Here is a 24,792-nt window from a genome sequence, read left to right as displayed (position 1 = left end):
CGTCAGGCCAGGCGGAACTCCAGGGTCGTGTCCCACTCGGCCGGGTCCGGTTGGACCCGCGGGTCGGTGTGGTAGAGCTCCAGACGGCAGCCCCAGTGCTCCACGCCGCCTGCCTCGGACATGTCCCACCGCAGGCCCTGCCCGGCCGCCCACTTCAGCAGCTCGTCGGTCACGCCGGCGAGCTGGTCGGGGTGGCCGTGGTGGGTGACGGTGGCGTAGCGGCCCGCCGGCAGCACACCGGCCCGGATGTCGCCCTCGCCCTCGACCGGCGCGGCGACGGGCACTCCCGCCTCCACGTCCAGCCGGTCGGCCGCCATGTCGATGGCGTGGTAGCGGAAGAACGGCGCCCCCGCGAGGCCGACGCCGCGCTCGGCGAGCCAGCCGATCAGCTCGGCGATGCGGTCGCCGACCGCGCCGAAGGTCGACATGGTGATGGTCCTGCGCACCCCGACGTACGGGCGGTCGGTGTGTTGCACGATCTCAGGCATTGTCGTGTCCCTTCCTTTCCTCACCCATCAGTACGGATCGGGACGGCGAAACTCATCGGCAGCCCGAACATGGGGAACAGCCGGTCGCCGAGATGGGTGGTGACGGCGCTGACCAGCCCCCGCCGGGTCTCGATGACGACCAGCGCGAACGGCTGCCCGTCCAGGTACTGGCCGAAGGCGGCGGCCCCGTTCGCCCGGCCGGCGGGCACCATCCGGGAGCCTTGGCAGGGGGCGTCGGAGCCGAGCAGGGTGGCGTGGATGTCGGCGCGGCCACGCAACCACCAGGTGAACGGCGGCATCGCCATCGTGGCGTCCTCGTGCAGCAGCGAGACAAGCGTCTCGACGTCGTAGCGCTCGAACGCGGCCACGTAGCGGGCCAGCAGTCTCTCGTCCAGCGCTCCGCCCGACCCTGCGCCCGACCCTGCGCCCGACCCTGCGCCCGACCCTGCGTCCGGCTCGGCGGGGGCGGGCAGCGCCGCCCGGGCACGCTGCAGCGCGCTGTTGACGGCGGCCACGCTGCCGCCCAGCAGGTCGGCGACCTCGGCCGCGCTCCAGCGCAGCACGTCGCGCAGGATGAGGACGGCCCGCTGGCGGGGCGGGAGGCGCTGCAGCGCGGCCACGAACGCCAGGCGTACGGTCTCCCTTGCCACGGCCACCTCGGCCGGGTCGGCGCCGAGCACGAGGCCGTCGGGCACCGGCTGCACCCACCGGTGGGCGGGCAGCGGCTCGCCGATGCCGGTGCCGGGCGCGGCGTGGGGGGCCAGGTCGATGGCCCGGGCCCGGCGTCGGGCGCCGCGCAGCATGTCGAGGCAGACGTTGGTCGCGATGCCGAACAGCCAGGCGCGCAGCGGCGCCCGGCCGGGGTCGTAGCGCTCGCGGGCCGTCCACGCCTTGGCCAGGGTCTCCTGCACCGCGTCCTCGGCCTCGAAGCCGCAGCCGAGCATCCGGTAGCAGTGGCCGGTCAGCTCGGTGCGGTGCCGTTCGAGCTCGGCGATCTCCGTCATGGCCTGGTCACCTCGATCTGCAGCTCGGTCACCCACGCGTCCAGGTCGTCGGGGCAGTGCAGGTAGACCTCGCGACCCAGGCCGAGCGCGGTGCGGCCGTTGTCCTCGATCCAGTGGGCCAGCGTCTGGAACGTCGTCCCCACTCCGTCCATCGACCCGTGGTGGATGATCGTGGCCGCGCTGTCGACACCCGGAAGGATCACGACGTCCACGTCGGCGCCGGCGCAGTCACCGGCCACGGGCATCGCGGCGTGCACCCGCACCGTCCCGTCCTCCTGCGGCACGTAGGAGGCGATGCCCGGCCCCGCCGCCGGGACGCCGGCCGCCTCCAGCCGGGCGCACAGCTCGGCGTAGAGCGGCTGGATGACGGGGCCGACGTCGGCGGGCTCGTAGCTCGCCGCGACGGCGCTGAGCTCGCCGACCCGGACCGGGGCCACCCTCTTGAGCACGACCTCGTCGGTGGCCAAGCCGCCCTCCCTCTCGATGGAGCGCAGCCGCGCCTCGACGCCGCGCAGCCGGGCCAGGTCGGCGCTGATCCGCTCGGCCAGCTCGGCCCGGCGCAGCCGCACCATGCCGTGCAGCTCGCCGGTGCCGACGTTGTCGTCGAGGATGACCCGGACCTGCTCCAGTGTGAAGCCGAGGTCCTTGAGCGCGACGATCCGGTTGAGCCGCGAAAGCTGCGCGGCCTGGTAGGAGCGGTAGCCGGTGACCGAATCCACGTGCGCGGGTCGCAGCAGCCCGATCGCGTCGTAGTGGCGCAGCATGCGCACCGACACGAGCCCGAGCCTGGCGAAGTCTCCGATGCCGAACATGATGTCTCCACCTCTACGCCCTCACACGGGGTCAGGGTCAAGCGGCGGACGATCCCGTCAGGCGAGGATCGCGGCGGCCAGCAGCACGACCGCCACGACGACCACCGCGAGCGAGTCGTAGGCCCACCGCACCCGCACCGGGGCGTCCTCCTGGGCGCGGCGGCGGGCCGACTCGGCCCGGTCGGTGATCTGCTCACCCACCCAGTCGGCGTGCGTCTTGCCCGCGAACGCCTCCTGCGCCGCCTGCTCGGCCTTGGACAGCACCGGCTCGGTCCGCAACCGGCCGCGCCGGGGGGCCGGAGCCGCCGCCCTGCGCTGCGCCTTGGCCCGCTCGCGCGCGGTGCTCACCGGCGTCCACAGCCGCAGCACCTGCCCGTCGCCGTGGCGGAGGTTGATCGAGTGTGACACCGTCACCTCGTCGATGGCGGCCCACGGCAGCACCGTCGTGCGCAGGGGGTTGCGCCCCACCAGGGCGTCCTCGGTGAACAGGGTGACCGGCCGGAGCGCGATCAGGTAGACCAGGGCGGTGAGCACCGCGAGGACGGCGAGCGCCACCAGCGACGGCTTGCCGTTGTAGCGGGCGATCAGGTCCCACACGTTGAACGCGACGAACGCCACCCACACCCAGCCGAGGACGAAGGCGAACTTCGACCGGTACGCCTGTCTCACGGTTGCCACTTCAGCTGCGCGAACCCGGGCTTGATCACGCCGTTGATCAGCGCCAGCCGCTCGTCGAACGGGAGGAACGCCGACTTCATCGCGTTGATCGTGAACCACTGCAGGTCGTCCCAGCCGTAGCCGAACGCCTCCACCAGCTTGGCGAACTCCGCCGAGGAGCTGGTGGAGCTCATCAGCCGGTTGTCGGTGTTGACCGTGACCCGGAAGTGGAGGCGGCGCAGCAGCCCGATCGGGTGCTCGGCGAGGGAGGGCGCGGCGCCGGTCTGCAGGTTGGAGGTGGGGCACATCTCCAGCGGGATGCGCTTGTCGCGCACGTACGCGGCGAGCCGGCCCAGCTTGGCCGTGCCGTCCTCGGCCACGGAGATGTCGTCGATGATCCGGACGCCGTGGCCGAGCCGGTCGGCGCCGCACCACTGGATGGCCTGCCAGATCGACGGCAGCCCGAACGCCTCGCCCGCGTGGATGGTGAAGTGGGCGTTCTCGCGCTGGAGGTACTCGAAGGCGTCGAGGTGGCGGGTGGGCGGGTAGCCCGCCTCGGCGCCGGCGATGTCGAACCCGACCACGCCGACGTCGCGGTAGCGGACGGCCAGCTCGGCGATCTCCATGGAGCGCGCCATGTGCCGCATCGCGGTCAGCAGCGTGCCGACCCGGATACCGCGCCCCTCGGAGCCGAGCCGGAAGCCCTCCAGCACGGCCTCCACCACCTGGTCGAGGCTGAGCCCGGTGGTGGTGTGCTGCTCGGGCGCGAAGCGCACCTCGGCGTAGACGACTCCGTCGGCGGCGAGGTCCTCGGCGCACTCGGCGGCCACCCGGACCAGCGACTCGCGGGTCTGCATGACGCCCACGGTGTGGTCGAACGTCTCCAGGTAGCGCTCCAGCGACCCGGAGTCGGACGCCTCCTCGAACCACTGCCGGAGGTTGCCGGGGTCGGTGGTGGGCAGCCGGTCGTATCCGCACTCGCGGGCCAGGTCCACGATGGTCTCGGCCCGCAGGCCACCGTCGAGATGGTCGTGGAGCAGCACCTTCGGCGCCCGCCGGATCTCGTCAAGCGTGGGGCTCATCAGGCCATGATATGCGGCCGGTCCGCCCCTTTCCGTACGGCACGGCCGGGCACGCCCGGCGGCCGCCGGTGGGCCGTGCGCGGGGCGGGCTCAGGAGACGCGGTTGGCGCTGTCCGGGCTGAAGGCGGGCAGGCAGACGGCGATGTACTCGGCGCCTTCGGGACCGGCGCTGTAGCGGACGGTCTCCCCCGGTTCGGTCACGACGCTCTGCCCCGCCGGGACCTCGGTGACGCCGCCGTCGTGCTCGACGACGACCATGCCGCGCAGCACCACCGTGTACTCGGTGAACGAGGGCGTCTGGGCCGGCTCCTCCCAGCCGGGCGGTGCGACCATGTGGGCGATGGAGATCGCCTCGTCCGCGCTGTTGACCCGCCCCACGTGCTCGTCGATGAGCTTGCCGCCGGGCACGGGGACCCGCGTGGGGCCTTCGATCCTTCTGACCATCCGGTCAGTGTGCCACGTCGATGACGAGCCGGTCCGGACGGGTGTGGGCCGTCACCCGGAACGGCTCCCTGGAGCGGGCGGCCAGCCCGATGAGGACGCGCCCCTCGAAGTCGCCGGCCCTGATGGCCTCGGTGACGTTGCCCAGCGAGGCGGGGGCCGCGCCGCCCGCCCAGGTGGGCTCGCCGTCCTCGGTGTGGGCGTCGGCCGGGGTGAGCAGGACGGCCAGGCAGGCGCGGCCGCGCAGGTCCACGGGTTTGCCGGAGCCCTCCTGCGCCAGCGCGTCCACCCACCGGACGGTGTGGCCGGGCGCCGGACCGTCGAGGTCGATCACCACCCGGTCGAAGGTGGCGTGCCGGCCGAACCGGACCCCCGTCACCAGGGCGGGCTCCCCGCGCGGCCGCTCGGTGTGCACGGGGGCGGTGCCGGTGGGCCGGCCGGGCGTGGCGGGCACCTGTCCGGGCTCGGCCGGCTCCGTGCCCACGGGCGGCTCCGTGCTCTCGGGCGAGGAGGTGGCTCCGGGCGTCACCGTGCCGCCGGTCTCGGTGCCACCGGTCTCGGTGCCACCGGTCTCGGTGCCACCGGTCTCCGTGCCTGATCCGGGCCCTACCGTCCCGCACGCGGCCGCGCCCAGACAGCACGCCACGAGGACCGCGGCCCCGGTTACCAGCCGGATGGCCGTACGGGCAGCCGGAGGAAGGGCCGGAAGGGGGACACGGCGGGCCGGTGCGGAGGACGTAGGCGCCATGTCCACGTGATGCTCGGTCCGCGGCCCCCCGAAGCGACGACGCACCCGGCGCCGCGGAAAGGGGCGCGGAAAGGGGCGCGGAAAGGGGCGCGGAAAGGGGCGCGGGCCGGGGGCCCCAGGCCCCGGCGCGCGCCCCCGGCTGGTCGTTCAGACGCGCTCGTACGCCCGGACCTCCCGCTCCTCGACCGTGCCGGGCGCGCGGCGGGAGCGCAGCCCGAAGGCGGAGATGCCGAGGCCCACCAGGGCGAGGACGAGGGAAACGACGATGGCCGCGCGCAGCGCCCCGAGGGACAGCGCGCCGCCCCCTTCGGAGGTGAGCACGGCGGTGACCACGGCCAGCACGATCGCGCCGCCGACCTGTCCGGAGGTGTTGAGCAGGCCGGAGGCCAGGCCCTGCTCCTCGTCGTCCACGCCGTTGGTGGCCTGGATGTTCAGCGCGGGGAACGACAGGGCGAACGCCACGCCGAGCAGCAGCATCCCGGGGATGACCAGGCCGGCGAGGCTCGGCGTCTCGTCGATGCCGAGGAACATCGCGTAGCCGCCGGCCAGCGCGGCGGCGCCGACGACGATGAGCTTGCCGGTGCCGAACCGGTCGGCGAAGTCGCCCATCTTGGTCGAGGTGACCGCGACGAGCAGGCCGGCGGGCAGGAACGCCAGGGCGGTGCCGAGGGCCGACCAGCCGAGCAGATTCTGGAAGTACTGCATGGCCACGAACTGGAAGGCCACGTACGAGCCCATGAGGATGAGCAGGCCCAGGTTGGCCCGCACGAGGGAGCCGGAGCGCAGGATGCCGAGCCGCACCAGCGGGTGCCGCATCCTCAGCTCGGCGAAGACGAACAGCCCGAGCAGCGCGGCGGCGGCGGCGAGCGACCCGATCGTGCGGGCCGACGCCCAGCCGGCCTCGGGTGCCTGCACGACCGTGAAGACGAGCAGCAGCATCGAAGCGGTGATCAGCACGGCGCCCAGCAGGTCGTGGCCGCCCTCGGCGCGTTCCTCGGCGCCGCGCGGCAGCACCTTGAGCGCGGCGATCAGCGCGATGATCGCGACGGGCACCGGCATCAGCAGCGTCCAGCGCCAGCCGATCTCGGTCAGCAGGCCGGAGAACACCAGGCCCAGCGAGTAGCCGCTGGCGCCGGAGGCGGTGAAGATGCTCAGCGCCTTGTTCCGCAGCGGACCCTCGGGGAACGTGGTCGTGATGATCGAAAGGGCCGCCGGGGCGGTGAAGGCGGCGCCCACCCCCTTGACGAACCGGGCGACGATCAGCAGCGTGCCGTCGTCCACCAGGCCGCCGAGCAGCGAGGCCACGGCGAAGACGCCCAGCGCGACCAGGAACACCCTGCGCCGCCCGAGCAGGTCGGCGACCCTGCCCCCGAGCAACAGAAGACCGCCGTATCCGAGCACGTAACCGCTGACGACCCACTGCAGGGATGAGGTGGAAAGGCCCAGGTCGTGCTGGATGGAGGGCAGTGCCACCCCGACCATCGACACGTCCAGGGCGTCAAGGAAGATCACAGCGCAGAGCACGACGAGCGCGCCCCAACGGGATGAGGAAGAGGACATGACTCAGCAGACTACATGCACTCGCATCTAATGCAAGCACATTTAATTCCGTTGCATCTTTCTCAACCCGGTGGTAACCTCCGCGTCATGGACGAGGAGTTCGTCAAGACCTGGCACTACGTCCTGGCCAAACACGCCAAGGCCATGTGCTCGCTCGAACGTGAGCTCGGCGACAAGCACGGGCTGGGGGCGAGCGAGTTCGAGGTGCTCGACCGCATGGTCGGCCACGACCGCAAGCTGCGCCTGCAGGAGCTGTGCGACGAGGTGCACCTCAGCCAGAGCGCCCTGTCCCGCGTCGTGGCCCGCCTGGAGAAGGCGGGGCTCGTCACGCGCGGCGTCTGCGACTCCGACCGGCGCGGAGTCTTCGTCTGCATCACGCCCGAGGGGCGCGCCCGCCACCGCCAGGCGCTCCCCACCCAGCGCGCCGTCCTCGCCGACATCTTCTCCGACACGCTCGTCACCTGACGGCCCCGGCACACGCGAAGGCCGCCCCACCCCCGACGGGAGGCGAGACGGCCCCTTCGACCCGTCTAGGCCGTGATCCGGTCGACGACCAGCGGCAGGAGGTCGTCCCCGTCGGCCCTCCCGACCGCGTAACCGCCCTCCAGCGCCGCCAGCGCCCGCCCGAACCGCTCCGGCTCGTCGGCGTGCAGCGTCATCAGCGGCTCCCCGGCCCGCACCTCGTCCCCGGGCTTGGCGTGCAGCACGATCCCCGCGCCGGCCGACACCGGGTCCTCCTTGCGGGCCCGCCCGGCCCCCAGCCGCCAGGCGGCCAGCCCCACGGCGTAGGCGTCGAGCCGGGTCAGCACCCCGGACGCCGGCGCCGGCACGACCGTCGTCTCGGCCGCGCGGGGCAGCGGCGCGTCCGCGTCACCGCCCTGCGCGGTGATCATGCGGCGCCAGGAGTCCATGGCCGAACCGTCCTTGAGCGCCTCCGCCGGGTCCTTGGCGCCCGCGATCCCGGCCGCCTCCAGCATCTCGCGCGCCAGCCGTACGGTGAGCTCCACGACGTCGGACGGGCCGCCGCCGGCCAGCACCTCGACCGACTCCTCGACCTCCAGCGCGTTGCCCACGGCCCGGCCGAGCGGCCGGTCCATGGCCGTCAGCAGCGCCACCGTGCGCACGCCCGCGTCGGTGCCGAGCGCCACCATGGTCTCGGCCAGCTCGCGGGCCCGCTCCACGGTCTTCATGAACGCCCCCGAGCCGACCTTTACGTCCAGCACGAGCGAGCCCGTGCCCTCGGCGATCTTCTTCGACATGATGGAGGAGGCGATCAGCGGGATCGACTCGACCGTGCCGGTGACGTCGCGCAGCGCGTACAGCTTCTTGTCGGCGGGCGCGAGGCCCGAGCCCGCCGCGCACACGACGGCGCCCGCGTCGCGCAGCACCGCCAGCATCTCGTCGCTGGACAGTGAGGCGCGCCAGCCGGGGATCGACTCCAGCTTGTCCAGCGTGCCGCCGGTGTGGCCGAGCCCACGCCCGGACAGCTGGGGCACGTACGCACCACAGGCCGCGACCAGCGGCGCCAGCGGCAGGGTGATCTTGTCGCCGACGCCGCCCGTGGAGTGCTTGTCGGCGGTCGGCCGGTCGAGCGCCGACCAGTCCATCCGCTCGCCGGAGCGGATCATGGCCTGGGTCCAGTCGGCGATCTCGCGCCGATTCATGCCGTTGAGCAGGACGGCCATGGCCAGCGCCGACATCTGCTCGTCGGCGACCACGCCCCGCGTGTAGGCGTCGATCACCCAGTCGATCTGGGCGGTCGTCAGCTCTCCGGCGTCGCGCTTGGCGACGATGACCTCGATGACGTCCATTCAGGCCGTCCTGGACAGGTCGTCGGGGCCGAACGCGTAGGGCAGGATCTCCGCCATCGACTTGGGGCCGTCCACGGTCTCGACCAGCAGGTCCGGGCCGCCGAACTCGTAGAGGAGCTGACGGCAGCGCCCGCACGGCATGAGCAGCTCGCCGTGACCGTCGACGCAGGTGAAGGCCACCAGCCGGCCCCCGCCGGAGGCGTGCAGCGCCGATACCAGCCCGCACTCGGCGCACAGGCCGAGCCCGTAGGAGGCGTTCTCGACGTTGCAGCCGGTGACCACCCTGCCGTCGTCCACGAGCGCCGCCGCGCCCACCGGGAACTTGGAGTAGGGCGCGTAGGCATGGTGCATGGCCTCGGTCGCCTGGGCGCGCAGGCCGTCCCAATCGATGGTCATCAGTGTTGTTCCCCCCGGCGGTAGCGCACGCCGTCGGCCTTCGGCATCCGCAGCCGTTGCGAGGCCACGAGCAGCACGAGCAGCGTGAGCACGTGTGGTGTGATGAAGACGAACTCATTCGGCAGCTTGTCGACGGTCATCCAGAGCCAGACGAGCACGACCGCGCCCGCGGCGGCGCCGGCCAGCAGCGTGTACTCCCTGGTGGTGCGGGTGACAGCCACCTCGGTCTGAACGGGCGCGAGCGTCGCGAGGACCCGGATCCCGACGTAGATCAGCAGCAGCAGCGCGCCGAAGAGCAGGAACGAGGTGACAGCGCCGGAACTGCGCAGTTGCAGGCCGTCGGCGTAGCCGAACAGCGCGGCGCCCCCGGCCAGCCCACCGGGCCGCCAGTTGCCGAAGATCATGGCGGCGAGGCCGATGAAGCCGCGGCCCGCGGTCTGTCCCTCGACGTACTTGGTGCTGACGAACACCAGGAAGACGCCGCCGAGGCCGGCGAAAGCGCCTGAGATGACGACGGCCACGTACTTGATCAGGTAGACGTTCACGCCCAGCGACTCGGCCGCCCACGGGTTCTCACCGGCAGAGCGGAGCCGCAGCCCGAACGAGGTGCGCCAGAGCAGGAAGAACGTCAGCGGCAGCATCAGCACGGCGAGGATGACCAGCACGTTCACCCCGTGCGTGAGCCCGCGCACAATGCCCGCGAGGTCGGACAGCAGGAACCAGTGCGTGCGCTCCAGGCTGCCCAGCCAGTCGGGGCCTGACGAGAAGAACGGCAGGCTGATGTCGAACGCCTCCGACTTCAGCGGCGGCGAGGTGGTGATGCCCGCGCCCGCCTCGCCGGCCGGGGTGCCTTCCTTGTAGAGCACCTCCGACAGGAAGCGGGTGACACCGGGACCGAGCAGGTTGATCGCGACGCCGCTGATGATGTGGTCGACACCGAACGTCACGGTCGCCACGGCGTGGATGAGGCCTCCCACGGCGCCCGCGAGCAGGCCCGCGACCAGCGCGGCCACGGGGCCCCACTGGTAGCCGGCCCACCCCGCGAACCAGGTGCCCAGCACCATCATGCCTTCGAGCCCGATGTTGACCACGCCGGCCCGCTCCGCCCACAGACCGCCGAGGCCCGCCAGGCCGATCGGCACCGCGAGCATGAGCGCCGCCGCGAACGTGCCGGACGAGGTGATGTCGTTGGCTTTGGAGAGCACTCGGACCAGCGACATGAGCAGGATGAGCACGGCGACGCCGATGAGTGCCAGGTGGTACTTCCTGACCCGGGTGTCCGCGACGGTCGTCATGCCTTCACCTCAACGGGAGTGTTCGTGCCGAGCTGCTGAGCGGCTCGCCGCTCCTCGCGGCGCAGCGCCATCCGGCTCGTGATCTCGTTCGCGACCACGACCAGGAGCACGATGGTGCCCTGCATGATCGCGATGACCGAGGGCGGCACGTCGGCGAACTGCAGCGGCCCCTGCGCCCGGTCGAGGAAGCCGAACAGCAGCGCGGCGACCGCGATGCCGGCCGGCTTGTTGCGGCCCAGCAGGGCGACCGCGATGCCGAGGAAGCCCAGGCCGGGCGTGAAGTTGGAGCCGAAGTTGTGCTTGTCGCCGAGGATCTCGGGCAGGCCGATCAGGCCGGCGATGGCGCCGGACAGCACCATCGCGGAGATGACCATCTTCTTCGGGTTGACGCCGGAGGCGAGCGCGGCGGAGGCGTTCAGGCCGCTGGCCTTGACGTCGAAGCCGAAGCGGGTCCGCTCCAGCAGCACCCAGACGCCCACGCCCAGCAGGATCGCCACGACCAGGAAGCCCCACAGCCCGCCGCCGCGCGGCGAGGGCAGTGCGAACATCTCGAACACGACGTTCAGGTTGGGGAACCAGGCCGACTCGGGAAGGGTCGCCGTGCTGGTGGTGAGCTGCCCTTGCTCCCGCTCGCCCATGAAGGGGCCGCGCACGAGGAAGGTCGACAGGTTGATGGCGATGTAGTTGAGCATGATGGTCGAGATGACCTCGTTCACGCCGCGGCCGACCTTCATCAGCGCCGGGATCAGCGCGTAGAGGCCGCCGACGGCCGCCGCCACCACGATGATCACCAGGATCTGGATCGGGGCGGGCGCGGTGAACAGCGTGCCGACGTAGGCGGCGCAGACCGCCGCGATCCGGTACTGCCCCTCCACGCCGATGTTGAAGAGGTTCATCCGGAAGCCGACGGCCACGGCCAGCCCGGCGATGAACAGCGGCACCGCCCGGTTGATCATTTGGGTGATGCCGTTGACCACCGCCCGCTCGCTGTCGCCGAAGTTGAACAGCGCCGCGAACGCCGCCTGCGGGCTGGCGCCCGCCGCGCTGATCGCAACGCTGGAGATCGCGACCGCCAGCACGATCGCGGCCACGGCGCCTGCGACGGTGAGCAGCGCCCGGTAGAGCCCTGCGGGCATCACGTCTCCTCAGTGCCGGCGATGGCGCCGGTCATGTAACCGCCCAGCCGCTCCGGCGTGACGTCGGACGGGTCGAGCCGGGCGACGAGCCGCCCGCGGTAGATCACCCTCAGCGTGTCGGACAGGCCGATCAGCTCGTCCAGGTCGGCCGAGATCAGCAGCACGGCCAGGCCGGCCGCGCGGGCGTTGCGCAGGTGGTCCCAGATGGCGGCCTGCGCGCCGACGTCCACGCCCCGCGTGGGGTGGGCGGCGATGAGGAAACGCGGCTCGCCGCTCATCTCGCGGCCCACGATGAGCTTCTGCTGGTTGCCGCCCGACAGGGCGAGGGCCAGGGTGTCGACGCCGGGCGTGCGGACGTCGTACTCCTCGATGATGCGCGCGGTGTCGGCCTTGGCGGCCCGCCGGTCGACCCAGGGGCCCTTGCGGGCCGGTTTCCTGGTCTGGTGGCCGAGCACGCGGTTCTCCCAGAGCGACGCCTCCAGCAGCAGGCCCTGCCGGTGCCGGTCCTCGGGGATGTAGCCGATGCCCGCCTCGCGGCGCCTGAGCGTGCTCCAGCCGCTGATGTCCACGCCGTCCAGGGTGATCTCGCCGTGCACGGGCCGGATGCCCATGATGGCCTCGATCAGCTCAGACTGGCCGTTGCCCTCGACCCCGGCGATGCCGAGGATCTCGCCGCGGTGGATCTCGAACGACACGTCGTCCAGGAGCAGCCGCCTGCCCTCCTGCCGCAGCCGCTCCACGTACTGGGCGACCGGGACGCCCTTGGGCACCGGCCGGAAGCCTTCGGCCTCCATGGTCAGGCCGGCCGCCTTCAGCGCGACGGTGCCGGTGACCGTGGACTCGCGGGTCTCGGGTGTGGGCAGTTCGCTGCCGACCATCAGCTCGGCGAGCTGCCGGGCGGTGACCTCGCGCGGGTCCACGCTGGCGACCGTGGTGCCGCGCCGGATCACGGTGATCGCGTCGGCGATGTCGAGCACCTCGTCCAGCTTGTGCGAGATGAAGATGACGGTCAGGCCGCCCGCCTTGAGCTCGCGCAGGTTCTGGAAGAGCTCCTCGACCTCCTGCGGCACGAGCACCGCGGTCGGCTCGTCGAGGATGAGGATGCGGGCGCCCCGGTAGAGCACCTTGAGGATCTCCACGCGCTGGCGGTCGCCGACGCCGAGGTCCTCCACCAGCCGGTCCGGGTCCACGTGCAGGCCGTGGCTGCTCGCCAGCTCCTGGATGCGCCGGCGGGCGCCGGCGGTGTCGAGGTGGCCGGCCGTCGTCGGCTCGGCGCCGAGGACGATGTTCTCCAGCACGGTGAAGTTGTCCGCCAGCATGAAGTGCTGGTGCACCATGCCGATCCCGGCGGCGATGGCGTCGCTCGGCGTGCGGAACGACCTCTCCTCGCCGTTGACGCTGATGGTGCCCTCGTCCGGCTTCTGCATGCCGTACAGGATCTTCATCAGGGTCGACTTGCCCGCGCCGTTCTCCCCGACGATCGCGTGCACCGTGCCGGGTTCGACGGTGATGCGGATGTCGTGGTTGGCGACGACGCCGGGGAAGCGCTTGGTGATGCCCTCCAGCCGCACGGCGGGTGGCGCCGTGGCGAGGGCCTCGGTGTTCACTGGTCGCTCACCGTTCCTCATTCGCTGCGCGGGCCCGTTGGTTGCTCACGTTGACTCCGCTTCGCTGTGAGCCGTCAGGTCCGCCCCCCGCCCGAGTCACCCGGGTCACCCGGGTCACGGGCTCGCCGGACCTGCCGGCCAGGGGCGGATAGAACGAAGGCCCGGGGTTCGGGACTCCGGGCCCTCGCTCAGGGTTTCCTGTTCCAGGTTACGGCTTGGCCGGAACCGTGATCTTGCCGTCGACGATGTCCTTCTTGGCCGCGTCGAGCTTGTCCTGGATGTCGTCGATCTCGCCACCGGTGGTGGCCAGGCCCACGCCGTCGACCTTGAGGTCGTAGGTGACGTTGCTGCCGCCCTTGGCGCCGCCCTGGAACGCCTTGATGTACTCGAACACGCCGACGTCCACGCGCTTCAGCATCGAGGTCATGATGACCGACTGCAGGTCGGTCTCCTTGATGGTCTGGCGCTGGTCGGCGTCGACGCCGATGGCCTTCTTCTTGGCCGCGGCGGCCGCCTGGAAGACGCCCAGGCCGGAGTCGCCGGAGGCGTGGTAGACGATGTCGGCGCCGTCCTGGTACATCTTCTCGGCCGCGACCTTGCCCTTGTCGGGGGCCTTGAAGCCGCTGAAGTCACCGTCGGGCGTGAGGTACTTGACGTCGATCTTGGCGTCCGCCTTGACCGACTTCACGCCGGCCGCGAAGCCCGCCTCGAACTTCTTGATCAGGTCGTTCTCGACGCCGCCGACGAAGCCGACGTGGCCGCTCTTCGACTTCGTCGCCGCGGCGACGCCCGCCAGGTAGGAGCCCTGCTCCTCGGCGAACAGCAGGCCCGTCACGTTCGGCGCGTTGGAGGCCGAGTCGACGACCGCGAACTGGATGTCGGTGTACTCCTCGGCGGCCTTCTTGATGTCCTCGCCGTAGGCGAACCCGACGCCGATGATCGGGTTGTAGCCCGCGTCGGCGAGCTGGCGCAGCAGCTCACCACGGTTGGAGCCGTCGGAGGCGGGGCTCAGTTCCTTGATCTCCGCGCCCAGCTCGGTCTTGGCCTTCTCCAGGCCCGCGTAGGCGGCGTCGTTGAACGACTTGTCGCCGCGCCCGCCGATGTCGAAGGCGAGACCGACCTTCAGCGCGCCCTCCTTCGGCGCGTCGCTGCCGGTGCCCGCGCTGGGCTGGGCGCTCGACGCGGTGTCGCCGCCGGTGTTGCCGCCACCGCAGGCCGCGGCCGCCATGAGCATGGCGCCGGCCACGGTGCCGACGGCCATCCTGCCGAATCGCTTGCTGAGCAAGTCGACTCCTTCCGTTTTCCCCGCCGTCAGACTTCATCGCAGGCGCGAAGAAAAGTACGGCAACCCTGCACGGAAGATAGTTGGTTGCCCATGGCGGTCCAAACCGGCACACAGGGTCGCAACCGCTCCGTTATCGACATCAGTCGCGTCTGTGACCTGACCCTGGGGCCGAGCTGACCGGATGCCTCCAGAGGATCCACGCCGCGCCGGCCCGGGAGGGGGTCCTTGTCGTTGGTGGTGCTGTCCACCGACCGCGACTACAACTCCGCTACCCGGAGGGCAGTGGAATCACCGTGTCGCCGTCGCGGTCGTCCCTCACCCTGCCCCTCACCCTCGGCTGTCTCACCTGACGAGCCATCGTCGTGAGGGACGTACGGCGAACAGCGCCCGGAAGGGGCGAGGACCCGTTCTCCCAGGCCGGCCGACTGTCGAGGACCGCAACAGCCTGCGCGTCGGCCTGGCGATCGCCCCCGACCGGCTGCCTCATGCCGTGCTTGACCCGGGCCCGGGCCCGGGCCGGCCACTACCGGCTACGCTTCAACATCACGATTCAGACTGTCCTACTCCGGACTCTTCCTCGGCCACTGCAGGTGTCCGGGGCACCAGCACGATGATGAGTCCGGCGGCAACGGCTATCGCGGCGTAGAAGTAGAAGTTGATGCGCCAGTCGCTTTCGGCTGCCACGAGCCACCCGCCCACGACCGGGCCCAGGATCGCTCCAAGACGCCCGAACCCCAGGGACCAGCCCAGTGCTGTCGCCCGCCCGGCCGCAGGGTAGCAATTGCCGATGTAGGCGTTGAGGAGGATCTGGGTTCCGACTCCGAAGCCGGCGCCGGCGACCAGGACGAGGCCGATGGCCATCGGCTGTTCGGTGCTGAGCAGGAGGATGGATACCGACGCGATGGCGAACATCGTCACCAGCGCCTGTTTCGGTCCGCGCCGGTCGGCCAACTTGGCCATGACCAACGCGCCGAGGATGGTGCCGGCGTTCAACGCGAGCAGGAAGTTCAGCGCGGACCCCAGGGAGAAGCCGGCCTGGCGCATGATCTGCGGGAGCCACGTGTTGAGTCCGTAGACCAGCAGAAGCCCCAGGAAACAGCCGGCCCACAGCAGTGATGTCATCACTCGGCGCTCCGTGACGAACAGCATCCGTACGGGGGTGCGCTTCGCCGGTGGCCGCGCGGGGGAAGTCGGCTCCTCGGGGAGGCCGAACCGGCGTGCCACCTGACTCGCTTCGGCGTGGCGACCCCGAGCACGCAGGAATTCCAACGACTCGGGCAGCAGGCCGACTGCCAGAGGCAGGACGATCACGATGGGAAGCGCGCCGATCAGGAACATCACTCTCCAACCGGCCTCAGGCAGCAGTGCCTGCCCGACCACGGCCGTGAGAACGCCACCCACGGCCCAGCCGGAGAACATCAACGCGTAGGTGAAGTTGCGTCGCTGTGCGGGCGCGTACTCCAGCGTCAGAGCGGTGGCGGTAGGAATGACGCCACCGAGGCCCAGCCCGGCCAGGAAGCGCAGCGCGCCGAGCCACTCCTTCGATCCGGCCATCGCACAGGCTCCCGTCGCCAGAGAGAACCATGTGAGGCAGAGCAGGATCGTCGGCCGGCGGCCGATGATGTCGGTGATGGTGCCTGCGACGAGAGCACCGATGAGCATGCCGATCAAGGCGTAGCCGCCGATGGCTCCTGCAGCAGCCGGGCTCATGGACCAGCCTGGCTCCTGCAAGAGCAGTGGTATCACCGCGCCGTAGACGATCAGATCGTAGCCATCGAAGATCACCGTGGTGAAGCAGATGGCGACGACCACGATGGTGGCCCGAGGCCAGCCTTGTTTTGCGTGCGTGATGGGCATTGCGGTTCTCCGGGATGCGACGGGGGGTGAGGGGTGTGGATCGCAGGGCTGTGATGAGGGCGTGATCGGACGGCGCACGCCTGAGCCGATCATGAGATCGGGCAAAGTGCCATGAACTGCTTTTGTAACCCATAGGCATACAAGCGTCAATGGATTGGTTTCAAGTCACCAAGACATGTGCTGCGCAGCCACCCAGATGATCCTCAGCAGCGAGAGAGCCCGGGTGGCCCACGATGAGACGCCCCCGAAGATCACCTACTCCGTGGCGCCCGCTTCGTACTCCGCCTACCAGCCCAGCCCGAGTGTCGCTCCGGCCGGACATGAGCCGTGCAGCCAGCGCAGTGAGCAGGCAACGACAGGGTGACCGCCCTGCCGACGACTTGCCGAATGCGGGCGTCAACGAAGGCTTCGGTCGAACAAAATGAAACATAACCATTGACGGACGTGCATAGTTGCGTTTCAATCGGCCCGTGAGGCGGCAGCTGACCGCACCGAGGAGGCAGGCATGAAGACCGCGAACGGCCTCGCAGGCGCACCGAGCCGGCACACGCCATGGCCCGAAGCCGACGCACGGCGCTATCGGCAGCGAGGCTACTGGCGGGATGTTCCTCTGGGCAGCGAGTTCCTTGCCCAGGTGGACCGGACGCCGACGCACACAGCCCTGATCGACGGCGCTGATCAATGGTCCTACCGTCAGCTCGCTGACGCCGTAGATCTTCTGGCAGTCCAGTTGATCGACCGTGGGCTACGAGGCGGTCAGGTGCTGGTCACCCAACTGCCCAATGTGGCCGAGTTCGTCATACTGACCCTGGCCTCGTTCCGGATCGGCGTCGTGCCCGTGATGGCGCTGCCGCAGCACCGGCAGGCAGAGATCGGTTACCTGCTCAAGTTCACCCAGGCCCACGCCTACGCGTTGCCGGAACGCTACCGGGATTATGACTATCGAACGTTGGCCGTCGAGGTGGCGGACGACGCTCCAGCCCTTCGCCATGTGCTGTTTCAGGGCGGATCGGCGCATGACGGCTTGTCGGCCATGTGCCGGCGACCCGGCGATGTCCAGGCTGCACGCCACCTCGTCGAACAACACCGTCCATCCGGGGATGACGTGGCGCTGCTGCTGCTTTCCGGCGGCACGACCGGACGCCCCAAACTCATCCCACGCACACACAACGATTACGCCTACAACGCACGCACGACAGCCCGCGCATGCGAGGTTGACGAGAACACCGTCTACCTGGTCGCCCTGCCGGCGGCGCACAACTTCGCCCTCGCATGCCCCGGCATTCTCGGGGTGTTGCTGTCCGGCGGCACGGTGGTGATGAGTGACAGCCCCTCACCGGCCAAGACCTTCGCCTTGATCGAGCGTCACCGGGTCACGCACACCGCCGCGGTGCCGGCCGTCGCCCACCGGTGGGCACAGGCGGCCGCCGACGAACAGGCGGATCTGACCAGCCTGCGTTCCCTCGCCGTCGGCGGTTCCCGTCTGGCGCCGGAACTGGCGCGACGCGTCGAAGCGGCGCTGAACGTGCGTGTGCAACAAGGATTCGGCATGGCCGAAGGCCTGATCAACTACACCCTTCTCGACGACCCCGAGGAGGTACGACACCAGACCCAAGGCAGACCGGTATCCCCCGACGACGAGATCCGCATCGTGGACGCGCGAGGTCACGACGTACCCACCGGCGAACCCGGTGAGCTCCTCACCCGCGGCCCGTACACAATCCGCGGCTACTACCGAGCTGCGGAACAGAACCAGCGCTCCTTCACATCTGACGGCTGGTATCGCAGCGGCGACATCGTCCGCTGGCATCCCTCCGGAAACCTCACGGTGGAAGGTCGCGTCAAGGACATCATCAACCGCGCGGGGGAGAAGATCTCCGCCGAGGAGATCGAGAACCTCGCCTACAAGCACCCGTCCATCACTAACGCCGCGGCGGTTCCACTGCCCGACCCCGTGTTGGGAGAACGGGTCTGCCTCTACGTGGTCAGCCGCGAGGCCAGTGAGCCGACCCTTGAGTCGATCCGTCGGTTCATGACACAAGCGGGAACCGCCGTCTACAAACTCCCCGAAATACTCCACGTCGTCCCCGCGCTGCCCACCACCAACGTCGGCAAGATCGACAAGCAGGCCCTGCGCGCCGACGCGGAGATCCGAGCACGCGAGAACCAGTCAACGCAGGAGCGGAAACCGTGACACAACTCCATCCCGATCCCGCCTACGCGGCACTCCAAGATCTGGGCACCGCGCCTTTGTGGAAGTACTACGGAGAGCTGTTCGCCGCCGAGCCGCGCAGCGCCGCTGTTCCCTACCTGTGGAGTTACGCGAGGCTGCGCCCGTACCTGCTGCACTTCGCCAAGACGCTGTCCTTGGAGGAGGCGGAGCGACGCGTGCTCATGCTGATCAATCCCGGCCTGCAGGATCCCCCGGCGACAGTCAACTCGCTCTACGCCGGCCTCCAGGTGATCGTCAGTGGTGAAACAGCGCAAGCGCACAGGCACGCCTCCAATGCCTTCCGGTTCGTGATCGAAGGGGAAGGCGCCTATACCACCGTCAATGGTGAGCGCATTCACATGCGGCCGGGAGATCTCCTGCTGACACCCGGCTGGCACTGGCACGACCATTACCACGAGGGCGACGAACCAATGATCTGGCTGGACGCCCTCGACTACCCGCTCGTCAACGCATTGGAGGCGGGCTTCTTCGAGCTGTACGGAGAACGCGCCCAGAAGGTCAGCCGGCCGGACGGCATCTCCACACGCCAGTTCGTGCACGGCCATCTCGTGCCGGCCTGGGAGATCGACCGAGGTTCCAGCTCTCCGATCGGCAACTATCCGTGGTCCGAGGTGGAGCGGGCTTTCGACGCCATCGGAGATGACGCCGAAGGCAGCGCGGTCGACGGCGTGGTCCTTGAGTACACCAACCCATGGACAGGTGGTCCTGTTCTGCCCACCATGTCGTGTCGGGTGCGACGGCTGCCCCCCAAGTTCCACGGCGCGGCGATCCGACGCACCTCAAGTTCCGTTCACCACGTGATCCGCGGGCAAGGGACTGCCATCGTCGGAGGCCGGCGTTTGGACTGGAACGACAAAGACGTCTTCGCAGTGCCGGGCTGGACCGCGTGCGAACTCATCAACACCAGCGAGACCGACGACACATACGTCTTCTCCTACAGCAATGAGCCGGTGATGCGCTCGCTCGGCCTGTATCGCGAAGAACTCATAGAACGACAGAAATGAGGTAGCAGTGCGTATCGCAACGTTGGCTGCGAATCGCCTGGGCCTGGTGGCGGAGAGCGGCATCGTCGACATCACTGATCTGGTGAGCGATCCGACCGACGAACGAGGGCCTCTACACCGCTTCATCGCGGACGGCGACATCGACGCCGCCCGGCGACTGGAAAATGACCGGGGACGAGTAACAGATGCCCGCCTGGCGGCCCCCCTGCCGAGACCGCCGAAGATCATCGCGGCGCCGGTGAACTACGCCGACCATCAAAGCGAAATGGCGGTCAGCCAAAGTATCGCCGACCTCGGGGTGTTCCTCAAGGCCACTTCGTCGGTCATCGGTCCAGGAGAAGCAGTACGCCTGCCGTACAGCGACATTCGAACCGATCAGGAGGCGGAGCTCGCCGTGGTCATCGGCAGAGTCGCCCGCCACGTCAGCGTCGACGACGCGCTGGACCACGTCTTCGGCTACACCTGCGCCCTCGACATCACGGTACGCTCCACCGAGGACCGCTCCACGCGTAAATCATTCGACACCTTCACGCCGCTCGGCCCCTGGGTGGTGACCGCCGACGAGGTGGACGATCCCGATGATCTCACCCTGCGCTGCTGGGTGGATGGGGAGTTGCGCCAAGACACCAGCACGAAGGCGCTGATCTTCAGCGTCGCGGAGCTCATCGCATACACCACTTCGGTCATGACCCTGTGGCCCGGCGATGTGATCCTGACAGGCACACCAGCGGGGGTCGGCCCCATCAACGGTGCCAGTTCGGTGACCGTGGAGATCGAGACCATCGGACGGTTGGAAGTCGCCGTCAGCGACGCGACCGCCAGACCCTACGCCGAACGTCCGAGGCCGACCTGCCTGCCAGGAGGCGAACGATGACCAGGATCGCTGTCATCGGCGGCGGCCCCGGAGGTCTGCTGTGCGCCGCGCTGATCGCCGAGCGCCGCTCCGACTTCGAAGTCGAGCTCTTCGAGCGCAACGGCCCGGACGAGAGCTTCGGCTTCGGGGTGGTGTTCTCCGCACCCACACTGTCCCGCCTCACCGAGGCAGACGCGAGATTGGGCGCCGAACTCCACCAGGGCGGCCGCCACTGGGACCACATCGACATCCATTGCAAAGGACACCACACTCGCTGCGGCGGGCTCGGCTTCTCCGCGATTGGTCGGCGTCGGCTGCTCAGCCGGCTACGTGCCAGGGCGTATGAGGCCGGCGTGCGACTGCGCTTCAACGTCGAGGCGGATTCCGCCGTCCTCGAGCGCTCCCACGACCTCGTGATCGCCGCTGACGGGTTGAACAGCGCGACCCGCCAAACATACGCGGAGTCCTTCCAGCCCACCGTGGAGGTGGCCGGCGCCCGCTACATCTGGTTCGGCGCGAATCGTCCGTTCGACTCGATGACCTTCTTCTTCGAGGAGGCGGCGGCAGGCTGGTTCGCTGTGCACGCCTATCCCTATGACGAACACACAAGTACGTTCGTGGTCGAATGCAGCGAGGAGACCTGGCGGCGGGCGGGTTTCGAGGCCACGTCCGCCCTGCCCCCCGGCACCAGCGACGAGCCGACCCGGCAGGTCATGCAGGAGGTGTTCGCCAGACACCTTGACGGAGCAGAACTGCTGGCCAACAACTCCCGCTGGCAGAATTTCCGCACGGTACGAGCGGCGTCGTGGTGCCACGATCGCACCGTTCTGCTGGGAGACGCCGCACACACCGCTCACTTCTCGGTAGGCTCCGGCACGACGATGGCGCTGGAAGACGCCCTTGCACTCGCCGAGGCGATCACCGATCCCGCCAGCACCGACTTCTCGAGTTCGGCAAGGCTCTATGAGCAGGCTCGAAGGCCCAGAGTGGACCGCATCCAGGAAGCCGCCGAGCCGAGTATGTTCTGGTGGGAGCATTTCGACAGCTTCACGGCGCTTCCCCCGGAGCAGTTCCCTGTTCATTTCCTCACGCGCAGCGGCCGCGTCTCCTTTGATCGCCTGGCTGCGGGCGACAGCAGATTCGCCGAACACCTGCTGAAGGAACGTGGCACTCGCCCCCGAGCGATCCTGCAGACCCCCTGCCGCGTGGGAGAGGAGACCTTCCCCGGCCGTCTCGTCTCAGCGGCGGATCTCGACCGTCATGTGCCGAATGCTGCCCGGCTCACCGCGCCGGCGCACGCCGCGGAGGTCCCCAAGCTCGTCGAAGACATAAGGGCGGCCGACGAACACACGGCGCTCTATGTCATCAGCCAAGCAGATGCCGGCCCGCCCGCCACTCGTGCCGCCATGCATCTGGCCGAGCTTCTCAAGCTCCACGGCGAGGCGCCTGTCGCCCTTGCGACCAACGCGAACGATGTCGAGTGGCTGGCCACTCTTGTCCTGTCGGGGAGAACCGACATGATCGTACTGCCCACGCCCGAAAGGGAGATCACCTCCCCATGAGCGAGACCCCTCCCCCTACGGGCCTCGACCGGCTCTTCACCCCTCGCTCGATTGCTGTCGTGGGGGCGTCCGACGCCCCGGGCAAGGCCGGGCACGCGATGATGACCGCGCTTGAGACCTTCTCCGCCGTGTACCCGGTCAACACCAAGTCGGCGACGGTCGCTGGGCGTAAGGCTTACGCCGCCGTCGGGGATGTCCCCGAAGAGATCGACCTGGCGGTCCTGGTGGTTCCACCGGCGGCAGTACCGCATGTTCTGGAGGACTGCGCGTCCGCCGGTGTCGGCGCTGCTGTCGTGTGCTCGGGCGGTTTCGCGGAGACCGGCCCGGCAGGTCGGGATCTGCAAGAACGCGTCCACGAGATCGCGACAAGCGCCTCCATCCGCGTCCTCGGCCCCAACACCTCTGGCTTCCTCAACCCGGCAGCCGGTGTGTTCGCGAACTTCATGCCCTCGGTGGGTGCGCTGCGACCTGGCCCAGTGGGCATCGTCGCTCAGAGCGGAGGCATGAACCTCGCCCTGTCCTTCATGCTGCATCAAGCGCACATCGGGGTCAGCCTCGCCATAGGGCTGGGCAACGCCATCGACGTCGGCTTCATCGACGCGCTCGATTTTCTCGTCCAGGACCCCCACACCAAGGTCATCTCCCTTCACATCGAAGGCGTGGCCAACGGCGCGGCCCTCGTGCAGGCGGTCCGGCGGGCCGTGATGATCAAACCGGTGGTAGTGCTCAAGGTCGGTCGCACGGATGTCAGCGACTTCGCTCAGTCCCACACCGGCGCTCTCATCGGCGGCTGGGCACTCACGAGATCTGCCCTGGCTCAAGCCGGGGCAGTCGTCGTGGACACTCCCAGAGACATGGTGGACGCGCTCGCAGCTCTGGCCTACTGCCGCCTGCCTGCTTCAGCTGATCCGGGCATCGCCATCATCACAGGTCAGGCCGGCCCCGGCCTGTTCATCGCAGACCAGCTGCGATATGGGCAGGTACGGATGCCCGATCTGTCTTCCTCGACCGCACGGCAGCTGGCCGAACTGCTGCCGCCCATGACGTACCAGCGCAACCCTGTTGACACCGGCCGCCCCGAAGAGAGCTTCGACCGCGTGGTCGCAGCAGTGCGGGCGGACGATTCGGTCGATGGAGTGCTCGTCTACGCCCTGCAAGAGAAGCAGATTCAGCACGTCACCGCGAATCTGAGCGCGGGAGAGCAGAGCGGGACGGTTTTCGTGACCGGCGGACGGGAGGAGGACGTCTATCCGCAGCTCACGTCACTTCGGGCTTCCGGCATCCCGGTGTATGCGGCACCTGATTCCGGCGTCACCGGGATGAAGGCCCTGGTAGCGGACGCGCGGGCCCGTGCTCGAAGCGTCCACGTCCCCACCACGGGGAAGCAGGCGCGGGTTCACGTACCGGAGGGGGGTCCCTTCGACGAGGACCAAGCCAAGACGATACTGGCCGACCTCGGTCTGGCCAGCCCATCGCGCCTCGTCGCACGTTCGCACGACGAGGCACACGAAGCCATGGCGGAGCTCGGTGCTCCCGTCGTCGTGAAGCTGTGTGACGCTCATGTGCAGCACAAATCCGACATCGGCGCCGTCCATATCGGCGTGCGATCTGCGCATGAACTCACGGCCGCGCTGGAAAGGATCGATGCGGCGGTCCATCCGCGCGGCGCCCGATACCTGATCGAGCGGCAAGCCCCGTCCGGCACCGAGTTGATCATCGGTGCTGCCCGTAACGACAGTTACGGCCCGGTCGTGCTGCTTGGTGTCGGTGGGATCGATGTCGAGAGCTTCGGAGAACCGGCGATGCGACTGGCTCCCTTGACCACTCAGGACGCGCTGGAGATGATCAGCGAACTACCGCAAGGGATTCGTACCGGAGCCAGGGGCAGGACGCCGGTGCCCGACGCAGACCTCGCGGCCCTGCTGATCCGCGTCGCGGCATTGATGATCGACAATCCTCACGTCAACGAGGTGGACATCAATCCGGTCCGAGTCGTGGCTACGGGTCTGCTCGCTCTGGACGCGTTGATCCTCACGGGCTGACCGCCCCATACCGCGGAGCAGGCAACGGGGGAGCCTCGGGCACGGACACTTCCCCACCCGGATGGGGCATGTCCGCCGTCAAGGCTTTGTAATGCTGGGTGGCCGGTTCGCGGAGTGTCGCGAACACGCTGCGCATGACGCGCCACGCTGGATGTCCTGGCCATTCGTCAGGCAGCAGCCGTGCCGGGAGATCCGGATCCGCGAACAGGAATTTGCGATATTCGTGGATGACCTGTGTACGCAGCACGAAAGCGCGGTCCGGCGCGGGCGGTGCGGCGCGCACTTCGCTCAACGTGCGCGTCCACCGCTCGATGTAGTCGAGGTAACCCTTGGCGATCAGTACTAGATCCCAGCAGCGCCCGGCTATCGCGCGATCCTCTTCCGGGGTGAGTGAGCGAGTGATCATCCGGTCGAACTGCGTGCACGGCTCCCCTCTGAGCAGGTCAGTCGCCTCGCTGAGGCGGTCATGAGGGGATACCCATGTCGAGGGCGCCAGCTGCCCGAAGCCCAACCACACCAACTGCTTGCGAATGCGGGCGCGAGCCGTCCTTTCCGTTTCCGGCACAGAGAAGATCACCATGTACCAATCACCGGACCACTCGTCGTGTGGTCCGCTCATGATCCGCGTGTATCCCTCATCAAGCAGTTGCCACCCGAGAGCGGAAGGGAGGTAGAAACTCGTCCGACCCACTCTGATGGTCTCGAACCAGCCGTTGCGACGTAGGCGCGACATCAAAACCCGCAAAGAGTCCGGTTGCACACCGAACGGTGCCACCAGTCGGGAGAGCGCCTGCAGCGTGAGATATCCGCCATTGGCCCGTACGTATTCTCCGAACAAGTCGAACACCAATGACCGCGGTGTCGCTTCGGCCCCTTCTTCCACTGCCATACTTCCAGTATGGCGCACCCCTCGGCCAGG

The 24,792-nt window shown here is 69.2% G+C and carries 22 protein-coding genes; 6 read left to right on the top strand and 16 right to left on the bottom strand.

Annotation, left to right across the window (positions count from 1 at the left end; genetic code table 11):
- Nucleotides 1-2 precede the first annotated feature (2 nt).
- The 8 genes from ACGF0J_RS01185 to ACGF0J_RS01150 all read right to left on the bottom strand — a co-directional run bounded on the left by ACGF0J_RS01185 (nucleotide 3) and on the right by ACGF0J_RS01150 (nucleotide 6,792).
- Nucleotides 3-488 carry a GyrI-like domain-containing protein gene (locus ACGF0J_RS01185; RefSeq protein ID WP_393141062.1) on the bottom strand — a complete coding sequence of 162 codons (486 nt, stop codon included), beginning with the start codon at nucleotides 486-488 and terminating at the stop codon, nucleotides 3-5.
- A gap of 20 nt (nucleotides 489-508) precedes the next feature.
- Complete coding sequence (locus ACGF0J_RS01180) at nucleotides 509-1,492, bottom strand: RNA polymerase subunit sigma-70 (RefSeq protein ID WP_393141060.1); 984 nt, start codon at nucleotides 1,490-1,492, stop codon at nucleotides 509-511.
- Nucleotides 1,489-2,304: a MerR family transcriptional regulator gene (locus tag ACGF0J_RS01175; RefSeq protein WP_393141058.1), complete on the bottom strand. Its 816-nt coding sequence runs from the start codon at nucleotides 2,302-2,304 to the stop codon at nucleotides 1,489-1,491. The genes ACGF0J_RS01180 and ACGF0J_RS01175 overlap by 4 nt, the downstream gene beginning before the upstream one ends.
- 57 nt (nucleotides 2,305-2,361) lie before the next feature.
- Entirely contained in the window at nucleotides 2,362-2,973 is a 612-nt protein-coding gene (locus ACGF0J_RS01170; RefSeq protein WP_393141056.1) for a hypothetical protein, read from the bottom strand.
- A complete protein-coding gene (locus ACGF0J_RS01165; protein ID WP_393141054.1) occupies nucleotides 2,970-4,043 on the bottom strand; it encodes an adenosine deaminase in 1,074 nt (357 codons plus the stop codon). The genes ACGF0J_RS01170 and ACGF0J_RS01165 overlap by 4 nt, the downstream gene beginning before the upstream one ends.
- Before the next feature lie 90 nt (nucleotides 4,044-4,133).
- Nucleotides 4,134-4,487 (bottom strand): cupin domain-containing protein, encoded by a 354-nt coding sequence (locus tag ACGF0J_RS01160; protein ID WP_393141052.1) that lies wholly within the window; start codon nucleotides 4,485-4,487, stop codon nucleotides 4,134-4,136.
- 4 nt (nucleotides 4,488-4,491) lie between these two features.
- The gene (locus tag ACGF0J_RS01155) at nucleotides 4,492-4,968 is read right to left on the bottom strand and encodes a hypothetical protein (protein ID WP_393141050.1); all 477 of its coding nucleotides are present in this window, start codon (nucleotides 4,966-4,968) and stop codon (nucleotides 4,492-4,494) included.
- 411 nt (nucleotides 4,969-5,379) lie between these two features.
- Nucleotides 5,380-6,792: an MFS transporter gene (locus ACGF0J_RS01150; RefSeq protein WP_393141048.1), complete on the bottom strand. Its 1,413-nt coding sequence runs from the start codon at nucleotides 6,790-6,792 to the stop codon at nucleotides 5,380-5,382.
- An 87-nt stretch (nucleotides 6,793-6,879) separates the two neighbouring features.
- Here ACGF0J_RS01150 and ACGF0J_RS01145 point away from each other — a divergent pair, with 87 nt between their 5' ends.
- The gene (locus tag ACGF0J_RS01145) at nucleotides 6,880-7,257 is read left to right on the top strand and encodes a MarR family winged helix-turn-helix transcriptional regulator (RefSeq protein ID WP_393141046.1); all 378 of its coding nucleotides are present in this window, start codon (nucleotides 6,880-6,882) and stop codon (nucleotides 7,255-7,257) included.
- A gap of 65 nt (nucleotides 7,258-7,322) precedes the next feature.
- Here the strand turns inward: ACGF0J_RS01145 and ACGF0J_RS01140 are convergent, their stop codons facing one another.
- The 7 genes from ACGF0J_RS01140 to ACGF0J_RS01110 form a co-directional block, all read right to left on the bottom strand.
- On the bottom strand, nucleotides 7,323-8,603 hold the full coding sequence (locus ACGF0J_RS01140; protein ID WP_393141044.1) for a thymidine phosphorylase: 1,281 nt from the start codon (nucleotides 8,601-8,603) through the stop codon (nucleotides 7,323-7,325).
- A complete protein-coding gene (locus ACGF0J_RS01135; protein WP_393141042.1) occupies nucleotides 8,604-8,999 on the bottom strand; it encodes a cytidine deaminase in 396 nt (131 codons plus the stop codon).
- Nucleotides 8,999-10,294 carry an ABC transporter permease gene (locus ACGF0J_RS01130; RefSeq protein WP_393141040.1) on the bottom strand — a complete coding sequence of 432 codons (1,296 nt, stop codon included), beginning with the start codon at nucleotides 10,292-10,294 and terminating at the stop codon, nucleotides 8,999-9,001. Before ACGF0J_RS01130 ends, ACGF0J_RS01135 begins: the two co-directional genes overlap by 1 nt.
- On the bottom strand, nucleotides 10,291-11,430 hold the full coding sequence (locus ACGF0J_RS01125; RefSeq protein ID WP_393141038.1) for an ABC transporter permease: 1,140 nt from the start codon (nucleotides 11,428-11,430) through the stop codon (nucleotides 10,291-10,293). The genes ACGF0J_RS01130 and ACGF0J_RS01125 overlap by 4 nt, the downstream gene beginning before the upstream one ends.
- Nucleotides 11,430-13,058, bottom strand: a complete 1,629-nt coding sequence (locus ACGF0J_RS01120; RefSeq protein WP_393141036.1) for an ABC transporter ATP-binding protein — start codon at nucleotides 13,056-13,058, stop codon at nucleotides 11,430-11,432. The genes ACGF0J_RS01125 and ACGF0J_RS01120 overlap by 1 nt, the downstream gene beginning before the upstream one ends.
- A gap of 187 nt (nucleotides 13,059-13,245) precedes the next feature.
- On the bottom strand, nucleotides 13,246-14,322 hold the full coding sequence (locus ACGF0J_RS01115; RefSeq protein ID WP_393141034.1) for a BMP family protein: 1,077 nt from the start codon (nucleotides 14,320-14,322) through the stop codon (nucleotides 13,246-13,248).
- A 543-nt stretch (nucleotides 14,323-14,865) separates the two neighbouring features.
- Nucleotides 14,866-16,179 carry an MFS transporter gene (locus ACGF0J_RS01110; RefSeq protein WP_393141032.1) on the bottom strand — a complete coding sequence of 438 codons (1,314 nt, stop codon included), beginning with the start codon at nucleotides 16,177-16,179 and terminating at the stop codon, nucleotides 14,866-14,868.
- A gap of 505 nt (nucleotides 16,180-16,684) precedes the next feature.
- On the opposite strand from ACGF0J_RS01110, the gene ACGF0J_RS01105 reads away from it, so the two are divergent.
- From ACGF0J_RS01105 to ACGF0J_RS01085, 5 genes are read left to right on the top strand one after another with little or no spacing between them, the layout of a single operon-like run.
- Nucleotides 16,685-18,373 (top strand): (2,3-dihydroxybenzoyl)adenylate synthase, encoded by a 1,689-nt coding sequence (locus ACGF0J_RS01105; RefSeq protein ID WP_393141030.1) that lies wholly within the window; start codon nucleotides 16,685-16,687, stop codon nucleotides 18,371-18,373.
- Nucleotides 18,370-19,416, top strand: coding sequence for a cupin domain-containing protein (locus ACGF0J_RS01100; RefSeq protein WP_393141028.1), 1,047 nt, complete (start codon nucleotides 18,370-18,372; stop codon nucleotides 19,414-19,416). The genes ACGF0J_RS01105 and ACGF0J_RS01100 overlap by 4 nt, the downstream gene beginning before the upstream one ends.
- A 7-nt stretch (nucleotides 19,417-19,423) precedes the next feature.
- A complete protein-coding gene (locus tag ACGF0J_RS01095; protein WP_393141026.1) occupies nucleotides 19,424-20,290 on the top strand; it encodes a fumarylacetoacetate hydrolase family protein in 867 nt (288 codons plus the stop codon).
- Nucleotides 20,287-21,831 (top strand): FAD-dependent monooxygenase, encoded by a 1,545-nt coding sequence (locus tag ACGF0J_RS01090; protein WP_393141024.1) that lies wholly within the window; start codon nucleotides 20,287-20,289, stop codon nucleotides 21,829-21,831. Before ACGF0J_RS01095 ends, ACGF0J_RS01090 begins: the two co-directional genes overlap by 4 nt.
- Nucleotides 21,828-23,873: an acetate--CoA ligase family protein gene (locus tag ACGF0J_RS01085; RefSeq protein ID WP_393141022.1), complete on the top strand. Its 2,046-nt coding sequence runs from the start codon at nucleotides 21,828-21,830 to the stop codon at nucleotides 23,871-23,873. The genes ACGF0J_RS01090 and ACGF0J_RS01085 overlap by 4 nt, the downstream gene beginning before the upstream one ends.
- Here ACGF0J_RS01085 and ACGF0J_RS01080 read toward each other — a convergent pair.
- Entirely contained in the window at nucleotides 23,863-24,762 is a 900-nt protein-coding gene (locus ACGF0J_RS01080; protein WP_393141020.1) for a PaaX family transcriptional regulator C-terminal domain-containing protein, read from the bottom strand. The genes ACGF0J_RS01085 and ACGF0J_RS01080 overlap by 11 nt on opposite strands.
- Between the last annotated feature and the right edge of the window lie 30 nt (nucleotides 24,763-24,792).

Source organism: Nonomuraea sp. NPDC047897 (assembly GCF_043204415.1).
In the GTDB taxonomy this organism is placed as follows: domain Bacteria; phylum Actinomycetota; class Actinomycetes; order Streptosporangiales; family Streptosporangiaceae; genus Nonomuraea.
This window is presented reverse-complemented; position numbering and strand designations above follow the sequence as displayed.